The 22,415-nt window shown below is 64.7% G+C and carries 19 protein-coding genes; 15 read left to right on the top strand and 4 right to left on the bottom strand.

Features of this window, described 5'->3' with window-relative positions; genetic code table 11:
* Positions 1-22 precede the first annotated feature (22 nt).
* On the bottom strand, positions 23-523 hold the full coding sequence (locus tag V9L18_RS00205; RefSeq protein WP_376044904.1) for an NUDIX hydrolase: 501 nt from the start codon (positions 521-523) through the stop codon (positions 23-25).
* 207 nt (positions 524-730) lie between these two features.
* Here V9L18_RS00205 and V9L18_RS00200 point away from each other — a divergent pair, with 207 nt between their 5' ends.
* Together V9L18_RS00200 and V9L18_RS00195 are read left to right on the top strand one after the other, a co-directional pair.
* Positions 731-2,239: a CCA tRNA nucleotidyltransferase gene (locus V9L18_RS00200; RefSeq protein WP_337345164.1), complete on the top strand. Its 1,509-nt coding sequence runs from the start codon at positions 731-733 to the stop codon at positions 2,237-2,239.
* Positions 2,236-2,820, top strand: coding sequence for a histidine phosphatase family protein (locus V9L18_RS00195; protein ID WP_066288602.1), 585 nt, complete (start codon positions 2,236-2,238; stop codon positions 2,818-2,820). The genes V9L18_RS00200 and V9L18_RS00195 overlap by 4 nt, the downstream gene beginning before the upstream one ends.
* A gap of 709 nt (positions 2,821-3,529) precedes the next feature.
* Here V9L18_RS00195 and V9L18_RS22020 read toward each other — a convergent pair.
* Positions 3,530-3,607, bottom strand: a complete 78-nt coding sequence (locus V9L18_RS22020) for a hypothetical protein (protein WP_376044905.1) — start codon at positions 3,605-3,607, stop codon at positions 3,530-3,532.
* 174 nt (positions 3,608-3,781) lie between these two features.
* On the opposite strand from V9L18_RS22020, the gene V9L18_RS00185 reads away from it, so the two are divergent.
* From V9L18_RS00185 to V9L18_RS00125, 13 genes are all read left to right on the top strand, one after another.
* A complete protein-coding gene (locus V9L18_RS00185; RefSeq protein ID WP_337345162.1) occupies positions 3,782-5,248 on the top strand; it encodes a glycosyltransferase family 87 protein in 1,467 nt (488 codons plus the stop codon).
* Positions 5,241-6,680 carry a phytoene desaturase family protein gene (locus tag V9L18_RS00180; RefSeq protein WP_337345161.1) on the top strand — a complete coding sequence of 480 codons (1,440 nt, stop codon included), beginning with the start codon at positions 5,241-5,243 and terminating at the stop codon, positions 6,678-6,680. The genes V9L18_RS00185 and V9L18_RS00180 overlap by 8 nt, the downstream gene beginning before the upstream one ends.
* Positions 6,681-6,793: 113 nt before the next feature.
* Positions 6,794-8,782 carry a penicillin-binding transpeptidase domain-containing protein gene (locus V9L18_RS00175; RefSeq protein ID WP_337345160.1) on the top strand — a complete coding sequence of 663 codons (1,989 nt, stop codon included), beginning with the start codon at positions 6,794-6,796 and terminating at the stop codon, positions 8,780-8,782.
* 46 nt (positions 8,783-8,828) lie between these two features.
* Positions 8,829-10,511 carry an ABC-F family ATP-binding cassette domain-containing protein gene (locus tag V9L18_RS00170; RefSeq protein WP_337345159.1) on the top strand — a complete coding sequence of 561 codons (1,683 nt, stop codon included), beginning with the start codon at positions 8,829-8,831 and terminating at the stop codon, positions 10,509-10,511.
* Positions 10,512-10,572: 61 nt separating this feature from the next.
* Positions 10,573-11,346, top strand: coding sequence for a DeoR/GlpR family DNA-binding transcription regulator (locus V9L18_RS00165; RefSeq protein ID WP_337345158.1), 774 nt, complete (start codon positions 10,573-10,575; stop codon positions 11,344-11,346).
* Positions 11,343-12,539, top strand: coding sequence for an MFS transporter (locus V9L18_RS00160; RefSeq protein WP_337345157.1), 1,197 nt, complete (start codon positions 11,343-11,345; stop codon positions 12,537-12,539). Before V9L18_RS00165 ends, V9L18_RS00160 begins: the two co-directional genes overlap by 4 nt.
* 50 nt (positions 12,540-12,589) lie before the next feature.
* Positions 12,590-14,086: a bifunctional phosphatase PAP2/diacylglycerol kinase family protein gene (locus tag V9L18_RS00155; protein ID WP_337345156.1), complete on the top strand. Its 1,497-nt coding sequence runs from the start codon at positions 12,590-12,592 to the stop codon at positions 14,084-14,086.
* A 184-nt stretch (positions 14,087-14,270) separates the two neighbouring features.
* Entirely contained in the window at positions 14,271-15,215 is a 945-nt protein-coding gene (locus V9L18_RS00150) for an ABC transporter ATP-binding protein (protein ID WP_337345155.1), read from the top strand.
* Positions 15,216-15,218: 3 nt separating this feature from the next.
* Positions 15,219-16,121, top strand: a complete 903-nt coding sequence (locus tag V9L18_RS00145) for an ABC transporter permease (protein WP_337345154.1) — start codon at positions 15,219-15,221, stop codon at positions 16,119-16,121.
* 20 nt (positions 16,122-16,141) lie between these two features.
* Complete coding sequence (locus tag V9L18_RS00140) at positions 16,142-17,503, top strand: sensor histidine kinase (RefSeq protein ID WP_337345153.1); 1,362 nt, start codon at positions 16,142-16,144, stop codon at positions 17,501-17,503.
* A 53-nt stretch (positions 17,504-17,556) separates the two neighbouring features.
* Positions 17,557-18,192, top strand: a complete 636-nt coding sequence (locus V9L18_RS00135; RefSeq protein WP_376044906.1) for a response regulator — start codon at positions 17,557-17,559, stop codon at positions 18,190-18,192.
* An 85-nt stretch (positions 18,193-18,277) separates the two neighbouring features.
* The gene (locus V9L18_RS00130; RefSeq protein WP_337345151.1) at positions 18,278-19,153 is read left to right on the top strand and encodes an intradiol ring-cleavage dioxygenase; all 876 of its coding nucleotides are present in this window, start codon (positions 18,278-18,280) and stop codon (positions 19,151-19,153) included.
* Positions 19,154-19,163: 10 nt separating this feature from the next.
* The gene (locus tag V9L18_RS00125) at positions 19,164-20,480 is read left to right on the top strand and encodes a M18 family aminopeptidase (protein ID WP_337345150.1); all 1,317 of its coding nucleotides are present in this window, start codon (positions 19,164-19,166) and stop codon (positions 20,478-20,480) included.
* 55 nt (positions 20,481-20,535) lie between these two features.
* On the opposite strand, the gene V9L18_RS00120 is transcribed toward V9L18_RS00125, so the two are convergent.
* The gene (locus V9L18_RS00120; protein WP_337345149.1) at positions 20,536-21,195 is read right to left on the bottom strand and encodes an acetyltransferase; all 660 of its coding nucleotides are present in this window, start codon (positions 21,193-21,195) and stop codon (positions 20,536-20,538) included.
* Positions 21,192-22,358 carry a DegT/DnrJ/EryC1/StrS family aminotransferase gene (locus V9L18_RS00115; RefSeq protein ID WP_337345148.1) on the bottom strand — a complete coding sequence of 389 codons (1,167 nt, stop codon included), beginning with the start codon at positions 22,356-22,358 and terminating at the stop codon, positions 21,192-21,194. Before V9L18_RS00115 ends, V9L18_RS00120 begins: the two co-directional genes overlap by 4 nt.
* Between the last annotated feature and the right edge of the window lie 57 nt (positions 22,359-22,415).

Below are 22,415 nucleotides of genomic sequence, written 5' to 3'. Positions count from 1 at the left end.
CGGTGCGCGCGCGATGGACTACTCAAAGATGTTCGGGCAGGACTTCCCGCGCGAGGTCGGCGATGCGCCGTTCGTTGGGAAAGGAGAGCTTCCGCGCGAGTTCCTGGATAGGTACCCAAGCGACGTCCACGGCTTCCTGGTCGGGATCGTTCTCGATGGTGAGTTCGCCGCCGGTGGCGCGCAGCAGGTAGTGGTGCACGGTCTTGTGCACGCGATGTCCGCTGACAGTGAACCAGTAGTCGATGCTGCCCAGCGGCGCCAGGATGTCGCCCTCGATGCCTGTTTCCTCGGCAATTTCGCGGACTGCGGCCTCTTCGTTGTTTTCTTTGCCCTCCGGGTGCCCCTTGGGCAGGCACCATTCGAGCCGTCCGCCCCTGTTAAGGCGGGCGATGATCGCAACCTTGAGGTCGCCGTCGGAAGTGTCCACTACTACCCCGCCGGCGCTGATCTCCTCCACAGTTGGAAGCGAGGCCGGTGCCGAGTGCTGGGCGGGCGCGACATGGGCACCGATTGCCGATGGCAACGGTGGGTTTGTCCTCCTGCCGGGAGCGCTCGGTACGGGATGGGCCATGAAGTCCACTCTAACGACTCTTGCCCGTTCCTGATGACCGGAACATGACATCAGGATGGACTGCGTATGACGCACTTTGCCCCCGCCGGAACGATTAGGCGTGATCTTCACGAGATTTTGGCCTGCCAACGCTCTGGTTTCTGCCAAGCTTAAGTAACTATGGCGCACGTACATCACAAGACTGAATCCCACACCGTCGATTTCCAGGTTGACCCGGTGGTCCTGGAGCTCGGCCAGCGGTTTGTCGACGCAGGCCACGAGCTGTCGTTGGTGGGTGGCCCGGTCCGTGACCTTTTCCTGGGGCGGACGTCGCCGGACCTGGACTTCACTACCGATGCCACTCCGGATCAGACGGTGGGCCTCATTAAGAAGTGGGCGGACAACTACTGGGAGATTGGCCGCGCCTTCGGAACCATCGGCATGCGGAAAGCCGGCTTCCAGATCGAGATCACCACTTACCGGGCCGAGGCCTATGATCCGGAGTCGCGGAAGCCAGTGGTGGCGTTCGGTTCCTCCCTGACCGATGACCTGCTGCGCCGCGACTTCACTATTAACGCCATGGCACTGCGCCTGCCCTCGCTGGAGCTCATTGACCCTTTCGGCGGCGTGCGGGACCTCCACGGCTCCGTCCTGGCCACCCCCGGCTCCCCGGAGGCCTCCTTCTCCGACGATCCCCTCCGCATGATGCGCGCCGCACGGTTTGCCTCCCAGCTGGGGATTTCCGTGCATGACGACGTCCGGCTCGCCATGAGCCAAATGGCCGAGCGGATCACGATCATCTCCGCCGAACGTGTGCGCGATGAGCTGGTCAAGCTCATCTGCGGCGCCAACCCCCGGACCGGCGTGGACCTCCTGGTGGACACCGGCCTGGCAGAGTACGTGCTGCCCGAAGTCTCCGCCCTGCGGCTTGAATCGGACGAGCACCACCGCCATAAGGACGTTTACCAGCATTCGCTGCAGGTCCTGGAACAAGCGGCTGCCCTTGAAACCGATGCCGACGGCGACGTGCCGGCTCCGGACTTTGTGCTGCGGTTCGCGGCGTTGATGCACGACGTCGGCAAGCCGGCTACGCGGCGTTTTGAACCGGGCGGCGCGGTCAGCTTCCGCCACCACGACATGGTGGGCTCAAAGCTCACTGCGAAGCGGATGAAGACACTGCGCTTCGACAACGACACCATCAAAGCCGTGGCCCGCCTGGTGGAACTGCACATGCGCTTCTACGGCTACGGCGATGCCGGCTGGAGCGATTCTGCCGTCCGCCGCTACGTCACGGATGCCGGTCCGCTGCTTGAGCGCCTGCACCGGCTGACCCGCTCGGACGTCACCACCCGCAACCAGCGCAAAGCCGAGCGCCTCGCCTTCGCCTACGACGACCTTGAGGCCCGCATCGCAGCACTGCGCGAGCAGGAATCCCTGGACGCCGTGCGCCCCGACCTCGATGGTGCCCGGATCATGGACATCCTGGGCCTCAAACCGGGGCCAGTCGTTGGCCGTGCCTACAAGTTCCTCCTGGAGGAACGGATGGAGCATGGCCCCCTGCAGCCGGACGATGCCGAGGCCAGGCTGCTCGCCTGGTGGGCGCAGCAGCCCGAAGCAGCACCTCCGGTTCCGGAGGCCGATGAGTCTCCTGCCGACGTCGAACTTTCCGCTACTGAGGAGCCCAAATGAACATTTCTGCCATGACCCCCCGGCCTCAGCTCTGGATCCTGCGCCACGGCGAAACGGAGTGGTCCAAGAGCGGCCAGTACACGGGCCTGACCGATCTGCCGCTCACGGTGGAGGGCGAGCAGCAGGCTGTAGAGGCTCGCAAAGTGCTGGACCAGGTGGACTTCGACCTGGTCCTGACCTCCCCGCTGCGCCGTGCCCGCCGCACCGCCGAGCTCGCAGGATTCCCGGACGCGCAGCACGAGCCCCTCGCCGTGGAGTGGAACTACGGCGACTATGAAGGAATCAGTTCGGACCTGATCCGCAAGGACAATCCTGACTATCTGATCTGGACGCACGGGGTGCCCAACGGGGAAACCCTGGACGAAGTGGCGGCCCGCGCCGACAAGATCGTGGCGAGGGTCCTCGAATCAGGCCTGGATAATGTGCTGATCGTCGCCCACGGGCACTTTTCCCGGATCCTTACCGCCCGCTGGCTCGAACTGGCACCCACCGAAGGACGCCACTTCATATTGGGTACCGCGAAAGTCTGCACATTGGGCTGGGATAAGAAGACTCCGGCAATTGTGCGCTGGGGCCTCTAGAAGGCTTTAGTTACAAAAGAATTTGAAATGTTTCCCCATTCAGTGGCGAACTGATGCATTCATAGTGTAATTTTATTTCTGACCCCAGAGCGTCTCGCCGGGGTCAAGGCGCGCGTTTGCCTGGCGAGTCAGTCAGTGCAACGGCTTAGCGGAAAAGGAGGTTGGGAGAAATGATTACTTTGACTAGCGGATGGAAGATGACCATCACCGCGTTCCCGGCCCCTGTCGCATATGCGCGCCATCTTGACCGACGAACTGACTCCTAAAGCCTATTGCTGCTGATGCCGAGCATCAGTGGAGCAATAGTCACCTACTAGCCGCCCCGTCAGGGTGGCCGGTTGTCAGCATCTGGTCCAGGCGGAACCCCTCGGTTGCGCAGCACCCATAGTTCGGAACCAGCTTCTTGTTGGGTCTGCAGCGCCAGCCTCAGGGGCCCCATTTTCGCATTCTGCGAACTCTATTAATTAGCACCGGGCATTTCTTTGCCTAAATTCAGGCGTTTATTGTCGCGACCATAAACGGCTCTATTTGTTGTGCCTAATTCCTGCTGAAAGCCCAGAGACCATGACGATCACCACGCCTGCACCATCCAGTTCGCAGCCTGCAAGCCAAGCTGCCAAAGACCCTCGGAAGGAGGTGACACACATGATCAAAAAGATCCAGCGACTGTTCTCCAGGCCCCAACAAGTCCGCGACAGGCCCCGTGAATTCAACGGTGACCTACTGGACAGCCATCGTGAGTACGTTTTCTTACTGATGCACCAGCAAATGCGCGGCATGAACTGATGCCGCAGTCCCTCTTCGTTCGTACAGGAGGAGCTGATGGCTAATACCGGCAGCAATCCGCAAGGAGCCCACGCGGCGACGCGTGGGCTCCCCCATTTAAGCGAAGCGAGTCCAATGGCGTTCCTGCAGACTGTGGGTCGTTGCTGCCTGGAACCACACGGGTAAGCTCGAAAGCATGCAGGAGACCAAACCGCCGGCACACCCGCGACGCACTCGCTTGGTGGTTCCCAGCCGCAGCGACCTGCTGCTCAGAAACTTCACTGAAATCATTGGCGGGCCAATGGGTGTCCGTTCGGCTCCTGGCATGATCTCCCCCGGGGTGTTCACGGTGGAGCGCGTGCTGATCATCCTGACGGTGCTCGCGGCCCTGGTGAGCATCCTCATTAAGGGCTATTGCCGCGCCAACGGTTGGGAGTCCCCCAGCCAGTTCTACTCAACGTGCTATTCGGATTTTCCGGAGCTCTTCCGCAACCGCGGGCTGGGAGACGGGACCTTCCCGTTCTTCAGCCAAGGGAGCCTGTTCGAATACCCGGTCCTGATGGGGCTCATCGCAGGTGCCACTGCCTGGCTTGTACCGGGTGAGGGCGTCACCGATGCGAGGATCCTCGGCTACTTCGACGTCAATGCAACCCTGATCGCCGCTGTCTGGATCGTCACTGTACTGGCAACCGCACGGATGTCGCGGCGCCGTCCTTGGGATGCTGCGATGGTGGCGCTGGCGCCTGGGATCGTACTGGCCGGGACCATCAACTGGGATATGTGGGCCGTGGGTCTGCTGGCCGTGGGCATGCTGTGTTTTTCGAAGGGGAGGCTGGTGCTGGCCGGCGTCCTGATCGGCCTGGGAACAGCCACCAAGCTCTACCCGGTGCTTATTTTTGGGGCCATCCTGCTCCTGGCGCTAAGGACCGGAAGGATCCGGACATTCGTGGTCACCGGGGGTGCGGCCCTGGTGGCATGGCTGGCCGTCAACATACCGATTGCGCTGATGAACCCCGCAGGGTGGCGGTACTTTTACCAATTCACGGAAGATCGGCCGGCCGGTTACAGCTCACCCTGGTTCGCGTACAACCTGGTGGCAACAAGGCTGCGCTGGAAAGTCCTGGACGCCGAAGTCATCAACGCGCTGGCCCTCAACCTGTTTGTCCTGGCCTGCGTCGGCATTGCCATAGTTGCACTGACCGCTTCGAGGCGGCCCCGGCTCGCACAGTTGACCTTCCTCATAGTGGCCGCATTCATCCTGACCAACAAGGTCTACTCCCCCCAGTTTGTGATTTGGCTGATTCCCCTTCTTGCCCTGGCAAGGCCGCGCTGGCGTGACTTCCTCGTGTGGCAGGGAATTGAGGGCCTCCACTGGGCTGCCATTTGGATGTACCTCGGACAGGTGACCAGCGGAGGCTCCTCGCAACACAATATCGATATGCCCTATTACGTCCTTGCTGTCGCGGCTCACATGCTCGCAACGGCATATCTTATGGGCCGTGTGGTGTGGGACATCTACGACCCCGGCTACGATCCCGTCCGCCGCCATGAGATGGATGACCCCCAAGGCGGGCCCTTTGAGGGGGCACCTGACCGTTTGCGGATCCATATCCTCAAACCGGCGGAATCCGTCCTTCCTTGGCGGGCCAAGAGCCATGCCTGACGTCGCCGTCGTCGGATCCGGGCCGAACGGACTGGCTGCTGCCGCCGTGATGGCGCGTGCGGGACTCCACGTTGAGGTCTTCGAAGAGGCAGGAACGATCGGAGGCGGAACCCGGACGTCAGAGCTGATGCAGCCCGGATACTTCCACGATGTCTGCTCGGCGGTCCACCCGATGGCCCTGGCCTCACCTTTTTTCCGCGCTTTTGAGCTGGCCCGCCGGGTGGAACTGGTGGTTCCTGAATTGTCGTTCGGATCCCCCCTCGACGGCGGCCGCGCGGCGTTGGCCTACCATTCACTGGAGCGAACAGTCCAGGGGCTGGGGCGTGACGGTCAGGCCTACCGGAAGCTGATGGGTCCGATTGTCAGCCGCATCGACGGAGTTATGGACCTGACCCAGCACCAGCTCCTCCGGATCCCCAAGGATCCAGTGGCTGCGGTGATCTTCGGGCTGGGCACGTTGGAGCAGGGCACGCGGCTATGGAATACGCGGTTCAGGGAAGAATTCGCTCCCGCACTGCTCAGCGGCGTAGCGGCCCATGCTGTCTCGCACCTGCCTTCGCTGGCCGCCGCAGGTGCCGGGCTGATGCTCAACGGCCTGGCCCACGCCCAAGGCTGGCCGATTCCGGTGGGGGGTTCGGCGTCGATTGCTGCCGCGCTGGGTGATGACATCCGCGCCCACGGCGGCGTGATCCATACGGACAGTCCGGTTGAAGACCTCCGGGAACTCGGCGGTGCCCGCGCAACCCTCGTGGACGTGGCACCGCGCGGATTACTCCACATCGCCGGGGATGGGCTGCCGGCTAAGTACCGGCGGTCGCTGGAGTCGTTCCGGTACGGGAACGGCTCCTGCAAGGTGGACTACATCCTGTCAGGACCGGTTCCCTGGGCAGCCCCCGAACTGGCGGATGCCGGCACAGTGCACGTTGGCGGTACCCGTGCTGAACTGGCGCACGCCGAAAACGAGGTTACGGCCGGGAGGCACCCTGAACACCCGTACGTTCTGGTGGCCCAGCCGTCGCGCTTCGACAGCGGCCGCGCGCCCGCCGGCCACCACGTGCTCTGGGCCTACTGCCATGTCCCCGCCGGATCGACGCGGGACATGGGCGAGGTGGTCACTGCGCAACTCGAGCGTTTCGCGCCCGGATTCCGCGACCTGGTGATGCAGACCCACGTAACAACCGCAGCGGAGCTCGGCCGCTACAACCGGAATTACGTTGGCGGAGACTTCAGCGCTGGCCTCATGGACGTGCGCGGGCTTCTCCAGAGGCCGGTTATTTCCACGGTCCCTTGGCGGACCCCCCTCCGCGGCGTCTACCTTTGCTCATCATCCACCCCTCCGGGGCCGGGTGTAACGGGCATGCCTGGCTTCTACGCCGCAAAATATGCCTTGAAAGACATGTTTGGTCTGGACGTTCCGCCCTTGGGGCTGTAGGCAGTAAGTTTTCCAGCTTCCTCGGGGCATACGTCTACTTCACACCGTGCTCCGCGGGGCGTCATACGTTCGGTCGCGCAGGGGAATGGCCAAAAACGGGGCATAATGACGCCGTGGGGAACTCAAAAAAACTGTCTCTTGCCATAGTTGGAATCATTCTCGGCGCCTCCCTGGCCGCCTGCGACGATGGGCGGGGGGACGCGGAAGCCGCGGCGAAACAGCTTGCCTCCGGCGTTTCCGCCCTGGACGTCGGTTCGGTCGCCTTCGACGGCCGGGACTCAGCGGCCGTGAATGATCAGCTCAAGGAAGTGTTCAAGTCCCTCGAGCCGGACAAGCCTACCGTGGAAGCCGGCGAGCTCTCCCTCGACGGTGACAGCGCCACTTTCCCCCTGAACTACACATGGAACATTGCCTCAGCTGAATGGAAATACACCGTGTCCGCGGAACTCAAGAAGTCCGACGGCGAGTGGCGGGCAGTGTGGGATCCGGCAGACCTCGTCCCGGACCTGGCCGACGGCGAGATCCTCAGCAAAGGCACGCAATCGCCGCAGCGGGCTGACATCCTCGGTGCCGGCGATGCCAAGCTGGTCACTTATAGGCCCGTGGTGAATGTGGGCATCGACAAGCCCCGCCTCGGCGCTGCCGATGCGGCTGCATCTGCCACCAAACTGGCCCAGCTCGTGGGCATCGATCCGGCTGCCTACGCCCAGCAGGTAGCCGCTTCCGGCGCTGAGGCATTTGTCCTGGCCATCACCCTCCGCGAGGAGGGACGTACTATCACGGACCAGCAGATCGCCGAGATCCCCGGTGCCCGCGGTATTGCTGCCACCATGCCTTTGGCGCCCAGCCGCACCTTTGCCCGTGCAGTCCTCGGTTCGGTCGGCGAAGCCACGGCTGAACAGATCGAGGCCTCAGCCGGGGCCCTGGCAGCCGGAGACATGACCGGTATCGGCGGCCTGCAGCAGCAGTACGACGCCCAGCTGCGCGGCACCGACGCCGTGGTAATCCGGGCCCAGCGGGCCGACCTCACCACCGAGCAGATCCAGACTGCCGCTACGGATCCGCGCAGGGTCGTCTTTGAGGTGGCGCCAACGCCTGGCACACCCCTGAAAACTACCCTTGACCCGGCCCTCCAGTCGCTGGCGGAGAGTACGCTCACCAGTGTTGGTCCGGCGTCCGCAATCGTGGCACTGCGTCCCTCCACCGGGGCTGTGCTGGCGGCCGCCTCCGGTCCCGGGAGCAACGGCTACAACACCGCCATGCTGGGTCAGTACGCCCCCGGATCGACTTTCAAAATGGTCGATTCGCTGGCCATGCTGCGCAATGGACTCACCCCGGATTCCAAGGTGGAGTGCCCTCCCGACCTCACTGTGGACGGCCGGACCTTCAAAAACGCCGAGGGCTACCCCGCCGAATCATTGGGATCCGTGACGCTTCGGGATGCCTTCGCCCATTCGTGCAACACAGCATTCATCGGAGCGCGTGACAAGGTGTCCCAGTCCCAGCTCGAGGCTGCCGCGATGGCCATGGGGGTTGCCGTGGAAGCGCCGTCACTGGGGGCAGCGGCCTTTCTGGGCTCAGTCCCCGGTGAGGCTGAGGGCACCGAACATGCGGCCTCGATGATCGGCCAGGGCAAGGTGCTGCTGTCACCGCTGGCCGCGGCCGTCATGGCCGGCTCCGTCGCTAAGGGCGCGCCTGTCTCCCCGCAGCTTGTCCTGAATCCCGACGCCGGCCCTGCCGCGGCAGAGGCCACTGGTGAGCCTACCGATGGGGCCGCGGCGCCGTCGTCGACCGTCACTCCCGAGGCGCCGTCCCAGCCCTCGGACAAGCCGATCACGGCCGCTGAGGCCGCAGCCCTCGCCGACATGATGCGGGCGGTGGTCACTTCCGGCCACGCAGGCTTCCTGTCCACTGTTCCGGGCGCGCCCGTGGGCGCCAAAACGGGCACCGCAGAGTTCGGCAACGAGAACCCGCCCAAGACGCACGCCTGGATCGTGGCTGTCCACGGTGACCTCGCCGTAGCCGTCTTTGTGGAGGATGGCGGCCTCGGCGCCACCACGTCCGGGCCCCTGCTCAAGGAGTTCCTCGTCGCAGCCGGCTGACCCGGCCGACGAGGACCGCGGCGCGGGGCGTGGGAAGATTATTGGCGTGGCCCACATAGACGTTTCCGGTATTGACTATTTCCTCTCCGACGGCACCCAGCTGCTCAACGGGGTGACTTTTAAGGTCCCGGATGGCACCAAAACTGCCCTGATCGGCCCCAACGGCACGGGCAAGACCACGCTGTTCCGGATCATTTCCGGCGACCTCGTTCCGGATGAAGGCGTGATCGGGCGCTCCGGGAACATGGGCATCATGCGCCAGTTTGTGGGCCAGGTCCGGGACGACTCAACCGTCCGCGACCTCCTTGTATCGGCCGCTCCGCCTGCGCTGGCCGCCGCTGCCCGCGAAGTGGACGAGGCGGAACTCGCCATGGTGGAGCTCGACGACGAACCCAGCCAGATGCGCTACGCCCAGGCCATCGTGGACTGGGGAGACGCAGGTGGCTACGACGTAGAAACCGTATGGGACGAAGTCTGCATGGCCGCCCTGGGCCTGCCCTTTGACCGAGCCCAGCACCGCCCGGCGTCGAGCTTGTCCGGCGGTGAGCAGAAGCGGTTGGTCCTGGAAGCCCTGTTTGCCGGCCCCGACGAGCTGTTGCTGCTCGATGAGCCGGACAACTACCTTGACGTGCCCGGCAAGCGCTGGCTCGAGGAAAAGCTTAACGAGTCCAGGAAAACGGTCTTCTTCATCAGCCACGATCGAGAGCTGCTGAATAACGCCGCGGGCCGGATTGTCACCCTGGAGCCGGGCATCAACGGTGCCGGCGCCTGGATCCATGGCGGCGGCTTCGGCTCCTACGTGGAAGCCCGGGCTGACCGGAACGCCCGCTTTGAGGAACTGCGCAAGCGTTGGGACGAGGAGCACGTGAAGCTCAAGGAACTCGTCAACATGTACAAGAACAAGGCGGCGTTCCGGTCCGATATGGCCAACCGCTACCACGCAGCCCAGACCCGGCTGGCGAAGTTCCTCGAGGTTGGCCCGCCGGAGGCCTTGCCAATCGAGCAGAACGTACATATGCGGCTCAAGGGCGGCCGGACTGCCAAGCGCGCCATCGTGGCCGAGAAGCTGGAACTGACCGGCCTGATGAAACCGTTCTCCACCGAGGTGTGGTTTGGTGACCGTGTGGGTGTGTTGGGCTCCAATGGCTCCGGCAAGAGCCACTTCCTGCGCCTGCTCGCGACCGGAGGCACGGATCCGGAGCGTGAGCACCTGCCCGTGTCCGATGTCGAGATCGCCGAAGTGCCGCACGAGGGCACCGTGAAGCTCGGCGCCCGCATCCGGCCGGGATTCTTTGCCCAAACCCACATTCGTCCCGACCTCCTGGGCAAGACGCTCCTGGAGATCCTGCACCGCGGCGATGAGCACCGGTCCGGGCTGGGCCGCGAGGCTGCGGCCGGCGCCCTCGACGGCTACGGCCTGGCGGGGCAGTCCGAGCAGAAGTACGAATCCCTTTCCGGCGGGCAGCAGGCGCGGTTCCAGATCCTGCTCCTGCAGCTCTCCGGAGCCACGCTGCTGCTGCTCGACGAGCCGACCGACAACCTGGACCTGCACTCGGCCGAGGCACTTGAGCGCGCCATCGACCACTTCGAAGGAACGGTCCTCGCCGTGACGCACGATCGCTGGTTTGCCCGGACTTTTGACCGTTTCCTGATATTTGGTTCTGACGGCAAAGTGTACGAATCCACCGAGCCCGTCTGGGACGAAAAGCGAGTGGAACGGGTCCGCTAGGCCGTAGAGGTGGATTGATCACTGGAATGATTAAATGATCAAATCTTGTTAGCATTTGAACATGAAGACTGAGGAGCGCCATCGGCTGATTGGCGAGCTGTTGCGCCGTCAGGCCGAGGCTTCCGTCGAGGAGCTCACAGTAGCTTGCGGCGCCTCCGGAGCCACGATCCGCCGGGACCTGGAGGTGCTCGCATCCAATGGCGTCCTCCGGCGCGTCCACGGCGGCGCACGGAGCTTGATTGTCAGCGGTGAGAACCCCGGCTACGGCCAGCGTGAGCTCGAAGACCAGGCCGTCAAGGTCCGGATTGCGGCGGCCGTGGCCGGCTTGCTGCGGGATCGGGAACACGTGTGGCTGGACAGTGGAACCACCGCGACGGAAATCGCCAGGACGCTGCGCGGCCGCGAGCTGACGCTGATGCCCATGTCCGTGCGGTCGCTGACTACGGTGACGGCTGACGACCCGAATGCAGGCCAGCGACCGGCCCTGCTCCTCCCCGGCGGCAGCCTGGTTCCCGGCGAGCTGTGCTTTCGCGGCCCGCTGGCGGAAGCCAACATCCGGTCCTTGCGCTTCGACACCGCCGTGGTGACGCCGTGCGCCCTGAACCTCAAAGACGGCCTGCTCGCGCACGACCTCGACGACGCAGCTGTCAAAAGGGCAGGCCTCGAGTCAGCAGCCCGAGTGATTGTTGCCTGCGCCGGTTCCAAATGGAATGCCAACGCTATGGCACTGGTAGCGCCCCTCGAATCAGTGAACGTGATCGTGACAGACAAAGACTTGCGTGCGGAAGAACTCGCACACCTCAACAAGCTCTCGGTGGAAGTAGTGAAAGCATGAGCATCAATACCCGCACCACGGCCAGCCCGTCCCTCAAGGCGGCGGCCGCCGCCACATTCATAGTTTTCGGAATCAATGGACTGGTGTTCGCCAGCTGGGCGGCACGCATCCCTGCCGTCACTGAGACGCTGAACCTGACATCAGGCCAGATGGGCACCCTCCTGCTGTGCACCGCCGTCGGTTCGTTGCTGGCGCTTCCGACGGCTGGCCTCGTGGTGGGCAGGCTGGGAACCGCCAACACGGTGCGGGCAGCCGGTGTGCTGGTAACGCTGGCAGGTGTCGGGATTGCCCTCAGCCTCTCGGTCGAATCCGTCCCGGGTACCGCCGTGTGCTTGTTCTTCTTCGGCATCGGCATTGGTCTCTGGGATGTAGCCCAAAATATCGAAGGCGCCGACGTCGAGCACAAGATGCGCCGCACCATCATGCCCCAGTTCCATGCGGCGTTCAGTGGCGGAGCCTTCGTAGGTGCCCTGATCGGCGCCGGCCTTTCCACCATCGGAGTCGGGCTGCCGGTCCACCTCCTGGTCATCGCCGGCGTGGTGGCCGTAGTGGCGCTGGTGACACCGCGGTACTTCCTGCCACACATAGCAGCTGCGACACCGGCTGAAGGCGAACCTAAGGCGGCCAATGGACCCTCCGCGTGGCGGGACGGCCGCACGCTGCTGATCGGCGTCGTGGTCCTCGGTGCAACCCTTACCGAAGGTGCAGGAAATGACTGGATCGCGAAGGCTTCCGTGGACGGGCTCGGCACCACAGAGTCCACCGGAGCCCTGATGTTTGCCCTGTTCGTCCTGGCCATGACAGCAATGCGCTTCGTCGGCGGCAGGGCCATCGACGCCTACGGCCGCGTGGTTGTCCTCCGCGCGAGCATGGCCGCTGCGGCGGCCGGCCTGCTGCTGTTCGTCCTGGCCGGCAACGTCTGGCTCGCCGCGGTCGGCGCCGCTCTGTGGGGCGTAGGTGCTGCCCTGGCCTTCCCCATGGGCATGTCCGCTGCAGCTGATGATCCCAAGCATGCCGCAGCCCGTGTCTCGGTTGTATCCACCTTGGGGTATATCTCCTTCCTTGCCGGTCCGCCGTTGCTGGGATACCTGGGCGACCTGACCGGCATCCACCTGGCACTGCTGGCCATTCTGGCTCCGATCCTGCTTGCCCTCCTCCTTGCGGGCGCCGCGAAGCCGCTGAGCGGGAAATAGGTCCCGGCTGGCCTGCCCGGGTGAAATGCTCCCGGCGGTAGGGTGGTGGAATGCAGATCAGGTGGCGCAGGGGTTCCGGCTGGATTAGCCGCTTCGACCGGCATCTCGTCCGGAAGGTGTCGCGATTCCCAGGCGGAAACCATGACGTGTTTTTCCGCCGGTTGTCCGCGTCGGCCAACCACGGGAAGCTTTGGATGGGCGCTGCAGCCATCATGGCGGCGTTCCCGGGAAAGCCCCGCCGGGCAGCCCTCCACGGATTGATCGCCCAAGCGGTAGCCTCCGCAGTAACCAATATGGGCTTCAAAACCCTGCTGCCCCGTGCCAGGCCTTTACCGGAGCACCTTCCGGTCTTCCGGTTCGTCCATCCACAACCCACGAGTTCGTCCATGCCGTCAGGGCATTCGGCCTCTGCCATCGCCTTCGCCGTGGGTGCCGGACTGGTGAAGCCGGTGGTCGGGGCCGCTTTGGCCCCTGTGGCCGTGGGTGTTGCGTACTCGCGGGTCCACACCGGAGCGCATTGGCCCTCGGACGTGTTCTTCGGCTCCGCCATCGGCGCAGGCGCAGCCCTGATAACCAGGAAGTGGTGGCCAGTCCGCCCGCCGTTTCCTGCCGTGAGTCGGACGTTCACCCAAGCTCCGGAACTGCCCGGTGGTGCCGGACTCAGCATCGTGGTGAACACCCTCGGGGGATCGTTCACGCAGGAAACGGCCGGGGCGCTCCAGGAGGTATTCCCCCAAGCGCATATAAACACGGTGGAGCCTGGCGAAGACCTCTCCGTTGAAATACAGGCGACCGCCACCTTTCCGGGAACAGTTGCCCTGGGAGTCTGGGGCGGGGACGGAACCGTTGGCACCGCGGCCGCCGCCGCCGTCGAACATTCCCTCCCGCTGCTGGTGCTGCCCGGGGGCACCCTGAACCACTTCGCCCGGGACGCCGGCACGGGACACCTTAAGGAAGCCGTGACTGCCGCCAACCGTGGCGAAGCGGCCCTGGCGGACGTGGGCCTGGTGACCGTGGAACGGGGAATGGCAGGGAACCCTGAAACGGCCGAGCTCGTCATGTTGAATACAGCGAGCATCGGCCTCTATCCCAACCTCGTCCGGCGCCGGGAAATGTTGCAGCCCGCGCTGGGTAAGCCACTGGCCGGTGTAGTGGCCATGTTCCGGACCTTCGCGACGGGAACGCCCACTACCCTGCTGGTGGACGGCGTGCGGCACAAACTCTGGATCGCCTACATTGGGCGCGGCCGCTACTACCCACGGGACCATGCACCCCTGGTGAGGCCCGTCCTGGACGACGGCGTCCTGGATGTCCGCATGATCACTGCTGATGAGTCCTTCGCAAGGCTCCGCCTGCTGTGGTCCGTCCTGACTGGAACTGTGGCTACTTCCCGGATCACCCACCTGTCCGAAGCCTCTACGATCCGCGTCGAATCCGACGGCTCACCGATGGTTTTGGCCGTCGACGGCGAAGCCCTGGCCGGCGTCCGAACGGCGGAGTTCCGGGTCGCCAACCGTCACCTGACGTACTACTCGCCACAGTCCTGAGCCACTTTCCTGCGGGGCGCCCGTGGACTCTGCGGGGGATCCGGTCATCCGGACGGACTACCCTGATTCAACCCTGAATCATCCCTGAGACCGGCGAAATCCATGGTCTGCGTCTGTAGCGTGGTGGATACACCACTCTCCAAAAATCCCCGCAGCCATTGGCTGCTGTTCGAAGGAACAATCCATGATCGAGGCAAAAGGCCTGACCAAGGTTTACGGCGAAAAGACGGCCGTTTCCGGCGTCGATTTCACCGTCGAAGCCGGCCGCGTGACCGGCTTCCTCGGCCCCAACGGTGCCGGCAAATCGACCACCATGCGCATGATTATGGGCCTGGACCGGCCGACGTCGGGCACTGTGACTGTCAACGGCACACCGTTCGCCCGGCACGCCGCTCCCCTGCGCGACGTCGGCGCACTGCTGGACGCCAAGGCGGTCCACACCAGCCGGACGGCCTATAACCATCTTCGGGCAATGGCAGCAACACACAGCATTCCCAAGAAACGCGTGCATGAGGTCATCGAGATGACAGGCCTGTCGGACGTCGCCAAAAAGAAGGTCGGCGGCTTCTCGCTCGGCATGGGGCAGCGGCTTGGCATTGCCGCCGCATTGCTGGGTGACCCGCAGACCGTCATCCTGGACGAACCCGTCAACGGCCTGGACCCGGAGGGCGTGGTCTGGGTCCGAAACCTGGTCAAATACCTGGCCTCCGAGGGCCGTACCGTATTCCTGTCCAGCCACCTTATGAGCGAAATGGCAGTCACGGCGGACCACCTGATTGTGATCGGGCGCGGCCGGATCATTGCCGACGCTCCCATCCGTGACATCATCAACGGCCAGGGACGGATCCGCACGCGCGTCCGCACCGATCAGCCAGACCAGCTGATGCAACTGCTCGCCGGGGATGGCGTCTCCGTTGAAGTGCAGGAAAACGAATTGCTCGAGGTCACGGGCCTGGATCCCCGCCAGATTGCCCGCGCCGCCCTCGACAGCCGCGTCATGATCTACGAACTGACGCCGCTTCAGGCCAGCCTTGAGGAGGCCTACATGGAGCTGACCAAGGATGAGGTCGAATACCACTCACTGATCACCACGGGCGCCTCGGCTCCCGTCCAGCCCGGAGGCAACTAGGCCATGAGCTCAACCACCCTCGAACCCAACCCGTCCCGCCGAGGTGCGCACGCAGGTTCCGCGTCCTCCAGCAAACTGACCGGTGATGCCATCAGCACAGGCCCGGGCCCGTCCTTCCTCCGCGTGCTGAACTCCGAGTTCATCAAGTTCCGCACCCTGCTGTCCACGCTGATCCTCCTCGCCTGCACCGTTCTGGTAGTGGTTGGCTTTGGCGCCCTATCGGCCTGGGGCACGGGCCAGTTCGCAGAGCAGGCCCTGAACGACCCGGAAGCGGCCGCAGCTTTTGCCGCCCAAGGCGGGGACATCGCCGTCGGCGTCCCGACGTCGGGTATTGCCTTTGCCCAGCTCATTCTCGGCTCCCTTGGCGTGCTCCTGATGAGCTCCGAGTTCTCCACGGGCATGGCCCGCTCAACGTTCGCCGCGGTGCCCAAACGGACGCCGGCTTTTGTCGCCAAGCTGCTGGTGGTGATGGTCACCGCCTTCGTAGTCACCGCCGTCTCGGTATACGTTGCGGGCCTGGTCTCCGTGCCGATCCTGGACAACTACGACCTCAAGCTGGACTTGGCCAGCTCGCAGTCGGTGAAGATGCTGCTCATCAACAGCCTCTATGTTGCCGCCGTCGCCGCCATAGGCATGGCGCTGGGATCGCTCCTCAGGAACTCGGCGGGCGGCATTATGACCTTGGTTGGCCTCTTCTTCGTGGCACCTATCGCCTTCCAGCTGATCCCGGGTGAGTTCTTTGTCCAGACCCGTAAGTACCTCCCGGGGAATACAGTCGACCCCATGACTGCCGTGCAGCACATGCCGGACACCCTCGAGGCGTGGCAGGCTGCACTTGTCCTCGGTGCCTGGGTGGTCATCCCGGTCGTTTTCGCCGCCGTCGTCCTGAAGAAACGCGACGTCTAAGCTGCAGCTAGGCTCAGACCATGAATGAAACGGCACCAGTGAGGGACGCGCCGGCCGGCTTGGCCGACGCGTCCTTTGCCGAAATCACGGCCAAGCGCCGGGGCCTGCTCCGCCGGTACCTTTACAAGCACCCGCGGGTGATGGACGGCGTGGTGGTGGTCAGCTACACCCTGCTGGTGGCCCCCACCGTGGTGGATGCTGTGATGTCCGGGGCATGGCTGGCTGCGGTGCTCCTTCTCGCCGTTGCAGGAGCCCTGTTCTTCCGGCGTCCGTATCCCGTGGCACTCGTTGCCTTCATAGCGGTGGTGGAAGTGGCTGTCACCCTGCTCCACCCGTGGGGTTCGAACGTCTCTGCCGGGCTATGGTTCTCGCTGTATGCGGTGGCGGTAGTGCACACCCGCCGGTTCGCGCTCGTCACCATGGCGGTGGCCACTGCCCCGCTGGCACTGCTGTATCTGCTGGCCGCCGTCGGACCCATGGACACCTCCTTCGTCCATGACCCCGGCAGCAACCCCGGTGACTTCCACCTTTTGACCAGCATCGCCACGGGAGCGACCATCGCCCTGTCAAACGTCATCGCCACGGGAATCGGAATTTCCGTGCGGCAGCGGCGGGAACATGAGCAGGAAATCGCAGCCTGGGCGGCGCGGACCGCCAGCTTGGCATCCGTGAACGAACGGAACCGGATCGCGCGGGAAATGCACGACGTCGTGGCCCACTCGCTGACCGTAATGATCAGCCTCTCGGATGGGGCCGCCGTCGTGGTCCGGAAAAGCCCGGACCGCGCCGTTGAGGTGCTCGGTGAACTGTCCCGGACTGGCCGGACTGCGTTGGCGGACATGCGGCGTGTGCTGGGCGTACTGCGGGATGATTCCGGGGCGATGGCGCCGCGGCAGCCACTGGCCTCCGGTGACAGCCTCGCGACACTCCTCGAAGGATTCCGCACCGCCGGCCTTCCGCTGCACTACTCGCATACCGGTCCCGCGCTGCCCGGCGATGCGGCTTTCCAGCTGACCGTCTACCGGATCGTCCAGGAGTCGCTTACGAACGTCCTGCGCTACGGCAGGTCGCTTGGCCGCGTGGATGTGGGCATCGCCCGGGCCGGTTCAACCGTCACCATTGAAGTGCTCGACGACGGCGCCGGCGCTGCGGGGCAGGGAACCTCCGACGGCGGCGGGCCAGGTTCGAGCACCTCGGGGCCGGCGCTTCCGGGTCCAGGCCAAGGGCTTGCGGGAATGGCGGAGCGGGCACGCATCTACTCCGGCACCGTGGAAGCCGGGCGCAGCGGCCGGGGCTGGCGCGTATATGCCGTCCTCACCTGTCCCGATGACGGGCCCACTGAGCCGCTCAACCGTCCACACCAAATGCAAGGCAAAACGTGACAGGGAACCAACCAATAACCGTCCTGCTGGCCGATGACCAGCCGCTGCTGAGGATGGGCTTCCGCCTCATCCTGGAGGGCGAGGACGACCTCCACATCGTGGGGGAGGCCTCCGACGGCGCTGACGCCGTCAGGCAGGTCCGCGAGCTCAACCCTGATGTGGTGCTGATGGATGTCCGGATGCCCGTATTGGACGGCATCGAGGCCACCCGTGCCATCACAGCATCCGGATCCGGCGCACGGATCATCATCCTCACCACCTTTGACGTGGACGAGTATGCGTTCGCCGGCCTCCAGGCCGGCGCGTCCGCATTCCTCTTAAAGGACGTGGCGCCGTCGGAACTGATCCACGCCGTGCGCGTGGTGGCCAGCGGGGATGCGGTGGTGGCCCCACGCGTCACGCAGCGGCTCCTGGAAACATACGTCCGTGGTGCTGCCCGCCCTGCTCCCGCTGCCGCGCCGCGTGATCCGCTGCTGGAGGAGCTGACGCCCCGCGAAACGGAGATGCTTGAGGCCATGGCAGAGGGCCTGTCCAACGCAGAGATCGCGCATCGGTATTTCCTGTCCGAAGCCACTGTGAAGACCCACGTCCGCCGTATCCTCACCAAGCTGCACCTGCGTGACCGTGTCCAGGCCGTGGTGTATGCGTACGAAACCGGCCTGGTGGTCCCGAGCAACCCTGACTACTGAATCCCCCGATAGCATCCTGCTGGCACACAGCACCCTCACAGGAACTCTCTATGCATGGCATAGGGGAGGGCGTTTGTATGGACGCATGACCAATCACCAGCCCCACCCCAACCACGACCGTGGCCTCGAGTTCGACCTCTCCACCCTGATGAGCCGCCGGTCGCTGGGCATGTTCTTCGGTGCCGGCGGCGCCGCTGTGGCGCTGGCGGCCTGCACACCCGGCGGGTCGACGTCCACAGCCAGCACCTCGGCGTCGGCCACGGCCACTGCAGCCCCCACCGCAACCGCCACAGCCACTCCGACGCCCACGCTGACCCGCGCAATTGCCGAGTGCAGTGCGGAAATCCCCCAGGAAACCGCGGGGCCATATCCCGGAGACGGTTCCAACGGGCCCAACGTCCTGGAGGCCTACGGCGTGGTGCGGCAGGACATCACCACAAGCTTCGGAACGTCCACCACGAAGGTCGAGGGAGTGCCCCTGACCTTCACCCTCACGCTCCTGGACAACTCCAACGGCTGCGTGCCCCTCGCCGGTGCGGCCGTCTACGCGTGGCACTGCGACCGCGACGGGAAGTACTCCATGTACGATTCCGGGCTCGACAACGAGAACTTCCTTCGCGGGGTCCAGGAGGCCGATGCGAACGGCCAGGTCACGTTCACGTCGATCTTTCCGGGCGCCTACATGGGCCGCTGGCCGCACATCCATTTTGAGGTGTTCGAGTCCATGAGCAATGCCACCTCTGCCGGGCAGGTGCTGGCCGTTTCACAGATCGCCCTGACGGATGCGGCGTGCAAGGACGTCTACGCCACGGCTGGCTATGAAACCAGTGCGCGGAACTTCCCCCGGACCACTCTGCAATCGGACAACGTCTTCGGTGACGACGGCGGGATCTACCAGCTTGCCAGCATGACCGGATCGGCTGCCGCCGGATACACGGCCGGGCTCAATGTGACCATCTAGACTCGAGACCATGCCTTCCCTTTCCAACGCCGCAGACCACATCCAGGACCTTGGCGCCTATGTCAGCGCCTCGCCGTCGAGCTTTCACGCCGTCCATGAGGCTGCCCGCAGGCTGGATGCGGCCGGGTTCACAGGCCTGGATGAGCTGCAACCGTGGGAAGGCGGGGCAGGCTCGTTCTACATAGTTCGTGACGGCGCCCTCATCGCCTGGGTGGTGCCGGAAAGTGCAGGGCCGGCTACCGGCTTCAACATCCTGGGAGCGCATACCGACTCCCCCTCTTTCAAGCTCAAGCCCAAGCCGACCACTGGGGCCCATGGCTGGCTGCAGGCCGGAGTCGAGATCTACGGCGGGCCGCTGCTGAACTCCTGGCTTGACCGGGAACTGCAGTTGGCCGGCCGGCTGGTCATGCTCGACGGCGCCCAGCACCTCACGGCCACCGGGCCGCTGCTCCGGTTCCCGCAGCTGGCAATCCACCTGGACCGCGCGGTGAACGATGGCCTCACGCTGGATAAGCAGCGGCACATGAACCCGGTGTGGGGGCTCGGCAACCCGGCCAATGTGGACTTGCTGGCCGTGCTGGCGTCACATGTTGACGGTGCATCCATTGATCCCGCCCGGATTGGCGGGTACGACGTCGTCATTGCGGACACGCAGCCGCCTGCGGTTTTCGGGGCCCATGGGGAGTTCTTTGCCTCCGGGCGCCTGGACAACCTTTCGGCCACGCACGCGGGGCTGGCGGCGCTCATCGCGCATGCCTCCACTTCTGGGACTGGTTCTGACCGCGCCGATGCGCCGATCGCAGTCCTGGCGGCCTTCGATCACGAGGAAATCGGCTCCAACTCCCGTTCCGGGGCGTGCGGACCCATCCTGGAGGATGTTCTGGTGCGGATCTCCGATGGCCTCGGTGCCACGGTGAGCCAGCGGCGGCAGGCGTTGGCGGCGTCGTTCTGTGTCTCCGCGGATGCCGGGCACGCTGTCCATCCCAACTACGCCGAGCGGCACGACCCCGCCAACCATCCTGAACTCAACGGCGGCCCGCTGCTGAAGATCAACGCCAACCAGCGCTACGCCACGGACGCAAACGGTGCCGCATTCTGGGCCCGGCTCTGCGGGCAGGCGAAGGTGCCGTACCAGGAATTTGTGTCCAATAACGTGATGCCGTGCGGCTCCACCATCGGCCCGCTCACCGCCACGCGGCTAGGGATCCGGACCGTGGACGTCGGGGTGCCACTGCTGTCGATGCATTCTGCGCGCGAACTCTGCGGCGTGGAAGACCCGCACCGGCTGGCTGCGGTGACGGAACTGTTCTTCCGGACTGCCGCGTAAGGGTCGCGGGCAGCGGCCAGGGTCCAGGGCTCAGTCCCGCGAGGCTCCCGGATCCTTAGCGTCCGTTCCCAAAGCAGAAAATGTCCCGGTCGATTTCGTGGGCTGGCACACCCACCCAGGTCTCGCCGTCGGGAACGTTGCTGAGCACGGCGGCACCCATCCCAACCGTGGCATAGGCGCCCACAGACGTCCGTTCCCGGACGCTGGAATTCATGCCCAGGTAGGCGGCCCGGCCAATCCGCACTCCGCCTCCCAGCGACACACCCGCGGCAAACGTGGCGAAGTCCGCAACGTCGTCGTCGTGCGTGAACGTGACCGATGGCATGGCCACCACGTGCGAACCGAGCGTGACCGACGCCGTCAGCGTCACGTTCCGAAGCAGGATACTGCCCCGGCCGATCCTGCATCCCTCCGGACATTGGACGGACGGGTCGATCGCTGTGGCATACCGCGCCTCATGCAGGCCCATCGCGGTGAGCCGCTCCACCACCGCTTCCCGCGATTTTCCGGAGCCCAGGCACACCAGCACAAAAGCGTGCGTGTATTTGGGTGCATCGTCGATGGTCCCCAGGACAGGTGCCCCGTCCACGGTGACTCCCGCCATCTCCTTGTCATCATCGAGCAAGCCCACGACGTCGTACTGGCCGCTGCTGCGGACCATCGCCAGTACCTCGCGGGCCAGCCCGCTCGCGGCGATCAGGATCAGCTCGCTCACCTGCCCACCCCGTTGGCGGCGGCATGGATGGTGTTCATGACACGGTTCATGCTGACGGGGTCCAGCTCGTGAAAGATGGGAAGGATGAGCGTCCGGTCGGTCAGGCGCTCAGTGTGCTGCAGCCTGGCGTTGCCCGTGTCGCGCCAGCGGTAGGCCGGCTGCCGGTGCGCCGCCATGACGCCCCGCTTGGCGGAGATACCCGCGTCAGCCAGCCTGCCTAGCAGCTCCTCGCGGCTAACAGGAAATCCCGGCAGGACCTCAACCCAGAAGGACTGGAAGTTGGTAGTGCCGTACGGCGGATCCGCGACGAAACGCAAGCCCCTCAACCCGGCAAGCCCGGCGACGTACTGGCCGGCCAGGGTCCGGCGCCGCTCCACAATTTGTGCGAGCCGGGCCAACTGCACGATTCCGATGGCGGCCTGCAGGTCAGTCATCCGGTAGTCGAAGCCGATCTCAAGGTAGACCTCGGGCAGTGCCGCAAGCGATTCGGGTCGGCCCATGCCCGTGACGCTCCTGGCATGGTCGCGGAGGGTTCGCGCCCGTGCAGCCCAGTCAGCGCGGCGGGTCGTGAGCATGCCGCCCTCACCCGTGGTCACTATGTTCTCCTGGTCGAAGGACCACACAGTCAGATCGGCCCCTGTGCCCACTGGGCTGTCCTTGTAGGTGGAGCCGATTGCGCAGGCGGCGTTCTCGATCACAGTGATCTCGTGCCGGTCACACAGTTCGCGGATGGGGTGCAGGTCCACTGGCACGCCGCCCTGGTCCACCACGATCACGGCACGGGTGTCCAAGGTGAGTGCCGCATGGATAGTCTCGGCAGTCACGTTCCCAGTGGCGGGGTCGACATCACAGAAGATCGGGCGTGCGCCGACATAAGTCACCGCGTTCGCCGTCGAAATAAACGACAGTGACGGCACCACAACATCGTCCCCGGGACCGATGCCGGCCACTATGAGGGCCAAATGAAGCGCAGAAGTGCAGTTGGAGGTTGCGACGGCGTAGCGCACGCGTTGCAAGGAGCTGAAGTCCTTCTCGAACTCCTTGACCTTCGGCCCTTGGGCTATCGAACCGGAGGCCACAACCTCAGCCAGTGCGCGCGCTTCCTCATCACCGAGCCATGGCTTCATCGCACTCATCCCCGCGAGGACTGTTTCCGCAGTCATCGGGCACCAACTTTCCTTGTCTCGGCGGTCTTATCCTTCTTGTGCCCACAAACTTCC

It is taken from the genome of Pseudarthrobacter sp. CCNWLW217 (assembly GCF_037203985.1).
In the GTDB taxonomy this organism is placed as follows: Bacteria; Actinomycetota; Actinomycetes; order Actinomycetales; family Micrococcaceae; genus Arthrobacter.
The sequence above is the reverse complement of the archived record's forward strand: the minus strand, read 5'-3'. Positions and strand labels throughout refer to the sequence as shown.

Excerpts from the sequence above, each read along its gene's own strand:
- V9L18_RS00180 (WP_337345161.1), top strand. The coding sequence starts at position 5,241 with ATGCCTGACGTCGCCGTCGTCGGATCCGGGCCGAACGGACTGGCTGCT.
- V9L18_RS00160 (WP_337345157.1), top strand. The coding sequence starts at position 11,343 with ATGAGCATCAATACCCGCACCACGGCCAGCCCGTCCCTCAAGGCGGCG.
- V9L18_RS00145 (WP_337345154.1), top strand. The coding sequence starts at position 15,219 with ATGAGCTCAACCACCCTCGAACCCAACCCGTCCCGCCGAGGTGCGCAC.
- V9L18_RS00165 (WP_337345158.1), top strand. The coding sequence starts at position 10,573 with ATGAAGACTGAGGAGCGCCATCGGCTGATTGGCGAGCTGTTGCGCCGT.
- V9L18_RS00115 (WP_337345148.1), bottom strand. The coding sequence starts at position 22,358 with ATGACTGCGGAAACAGTCCTCGCGGGGATGAGTGCGATGAAGCCATGG.
- V9L18_RS00155 (WP_337345156.1), top strand. The coding sequence starts at position 12,590 with ATGCAGATCAGGTGGCGCAGGGGTTCCGGCTGGATTAGCCGCTTCGAC.
- V9L18_RS00185 (WP_337345162.1), top strand. The coding sequence starts at position 3,782 with ATGCAGGAGACCAAACCGCCGGCACACCCGCGACGCACTCGCTTGGTG.
- V9L18_RS00135 (WP_376044906.1), top strand. The coding sequence starts at position 17,557 with ATGGGCTTCCGCCTCATCCTGGAGGGCGAGGACGACCTCCACATCGTG.
- V9L18_RS00125 (WP_337345150.1), top strand. The coding sequence starts at position 19,164 with ATGCCTTCCCTTTCCAACGCCGCAGACCACATCCAGGACCTTGGCGCC.
- V9L18_RS00150 (WP_337345155.1), top strand. The coding sequence starts at position 14,271 with ATGATCGAGGCAAAAGGCCTGACCAAGGTTTACGGCGAAAAGACGGCC.
- V9L18_RS00130 (WP_337345151.1), top strand. The coding sequence starts at position 18,278 with ATGACCAATCACCAGCCCCACCCCAACCACGACCGTGGCCTCGAGTTC.
- V9L18_RS00200 (WP_337345164.1), top strand. The coding sequence starts at position 731 with ATGGCGCACGTACATCACAAGACTGAATCCCACACCGTCGATTTCCAG.
- V9L18_RS00195 (WP_066288602.1), top strand. The coding sequence starts at position 2,236 with ATGAACATTTCTGCCATGACCCCCCGGCCTCAGCTCTGGATCCTGCGC.
- V9L18_RS00140 (WP_337345153.1), top strand. The coding sequence starts at position 16,142 with ATGAATGAAACGGCACCAGTGAGGGACGCGCCGGCCGGCTTGGCCGAC.